Here is a 2257-nt window from a genome sequence, read left to right as displayed (position 1 = left end):
AAAAGCCAGTCATCAACACACAACAGAGCTTGAGAATTGAACAAATTACTATGCAATCACAACCCGTTATTCGTGACACACACGCACAACGATCACCCGAAGGCCACCGCCACACATGTGCACACCAAAAACTTTTCGTTGTGCTTCTTCCAGATTGTTAAAGAACAAGGGTAAAACGTAAAACCTCATTAAGCATAAAGCCTAACTCTTAATACACAACTTGCCCCGCGCGCTTGGCACCAGGCACGCTATGCACTAAGAGTTAAACACTATCCACACACTACCCACACACTGCCCACACCGCGTCGACATACCCTTCGTTGGTGGAGGATGACGGGATCGAACCGACGACCCCCTGCTTGCAAAGCAGGTGCTCTCCCAGCTGAGCTAATCCCCCAAAACCCTTGGTGGGTCTGGTTGGACTCGAACCAACGACCCCCGCCTTATCAAGACGGTGCTCTAACCAGCTGAGCTACAGACCCGGCCGACTCGGCAATCGCATGACTACTGATTTCTCAATCACTTCTATACAAAAAAGCGATCAAACCCTTGCTGCTTCTAAACTAACAACCGATAAGTGTGAGCGCTTTGGCTTCGTGTACGCTGCTCTGAAAGGAGGTGATCCAGCCGCACCTTCCGATACGGCTACCTTGTTACGACTTCACCCCAGTCATGAACCCCACCGTGGTAATCGCCCCCCTTGCGGTTAGGCTAACTACTTCTGGTGAAACCCACTCCCATGGTGTGACGGGCGGTGTGTACAAGACCCGGGAACGTATTCACCGCGACATGCTGATCCGCGATTACTAGCGATTCCGACTTCATGTAGTCGAGTTGCAGACTACAATCCGGACTACGATCGGGTTTCTGGGATTGGCTCCCCCTCGCGGGTTGGCGACCCTCTGTCCCGACCATTGTATGACGTGTGAAGCCCTACCCATAAGGGCCATGAGGACTTGACGTCATCCCCACCTTCCTCCGGTTTGTCACCGGCAGTCTCATTAGAGTGCCCTTTCGTAGCAACTAATGACAAGGGTTGCGCTCGTTGCGGGACTTAACCCAACATCTCACGACACGAGCTGACGACAGCCATGCAGCACCTGTGTTCCGGTTCTCTTGCGAGCACTCCCAAATCTCTTCGGGATTCCAGACATGTCAAGGGTAGGTAAGGTTTTTCGCGTTGCATCGAATTAATCCACATCATCCACCGCTTGTGCGGGTCCCCGTCAATTCCTTTGAGTTTTAATCTTGCGACCGTACTCCCCAGGCGGTCAACTTCACGCGTTAGCTGCGCTACTAAGGCCCGAAGGCCCCAACAGCTAGTTGACATCGTTTAGGGCGTGGACTACCAGGGTATCTAATCCTGTTTGCTCCCCACGCTTTCGTGCATGAGCGTCAGTATTATCCCAGGGGGCTGCCTTCGCCATCGGTGTTCCTCCGCATATCTACGCATTTCACTGCTACACGCGGAATTCCACCCCCCTCTGACATACTCTAGCTCGGTAGTTAAAAGTGCAGTTCCAAGGTTGAGCCCTGGGATTTCACACCTCTCTTTCCGAACCGCCTGCGCACGCTTTACGCCCAGTAATTCCGATTAACGCTTGCACCCTACGTATTACCGCGGCTGCTGGCACGTAGTTAGCCGGTGCTTATTCTGCAGGTACCGTCATCCACACCAAGTATTAATTGATGCGATTTCTTTCCTGCCAAAAGTGCTTTACAACCCGAAGGCCTTCATCGCACACGCGGAATGGCTGGATCAGGGTTTCCCCCATTGTCCAAAATTCCCCACTGCTGCCTCCCGTAGGAGTCTGGGCCGTGTCTCAGTCCCAGTGTGGCTGGTCGTCCTCTCAAACCAGCTACGGATCGTCGCCTTGGTGAGCCTTTACCTCACCAACTAGCTAATCCGATATCGGCCGCTCCAATAGTGAGAGGTCTTGCGATCCCCCCCTTTCCCCCGTAGGGCGTATGCGGTATTAGCTACTCTTTCGAGTAGTTATCCCCCGCTACTGGGCACGTTCCGATACATTACTCACCCGTTCGCCACTCGCCGCCAGACCGAAGTCCGCGCTGCCGTTCGACTTGCATGTGTAAGGCATCCCGCTAGCGTTCAATCTGAGCCAGGATCAAACTCTTCAGTTTAATCTCTGTATAAATCGTATTTCCATGACCTGTGTAAACACAGGCCGGTTATACGTCGCTGCTCAAAGGAAGTGAGGTTATTTACATCAAGCTTTTACACTTAACATTCATTTCC

At 52.5% G+C, this 2257-nt stretch carries 2 tRNA genes and 1 rRNA gene; all 3 read right to left on the bottom strand.

Annotation, left to right across the window (positions count from 1 at the left end):
* Positions 1-321 precede the first annotated feature (321 nt).
* Positions 322-397, bottom strand: a tRNA-Ala gene (locus QWY27_RS15185).
* Positions 398-405: 8 nt separating this feature from the next.
* Positions 406-482: transfer RNA gene (locus QWY27_RS15180), tRNA-Ile, on the bottom strand.
* A gap of 129 nt (positions 483-611) precedes the next feature.
* A 16S ribosomal RNA gene (locus QWY27_RS15175) occupies positions 612-2142 on the bottom strand.
* Between the last annotated feature and the right edge of the window lie 115 nt (positions 2143-2257).

Source organism: Zwartia vadi, assembly GCF_030410375.1.
Lineage (GTDB): Bacteria > Pseudomonadota > Gammaproteobacteria > Burkholderiales > Burkholderiaceae_B > Zwartia > Zwartia vadi.
Note: the sequence above shows the minus strand (reverse complement) of the source record. Positions and strands in the feature narration are given on the sequence as shown.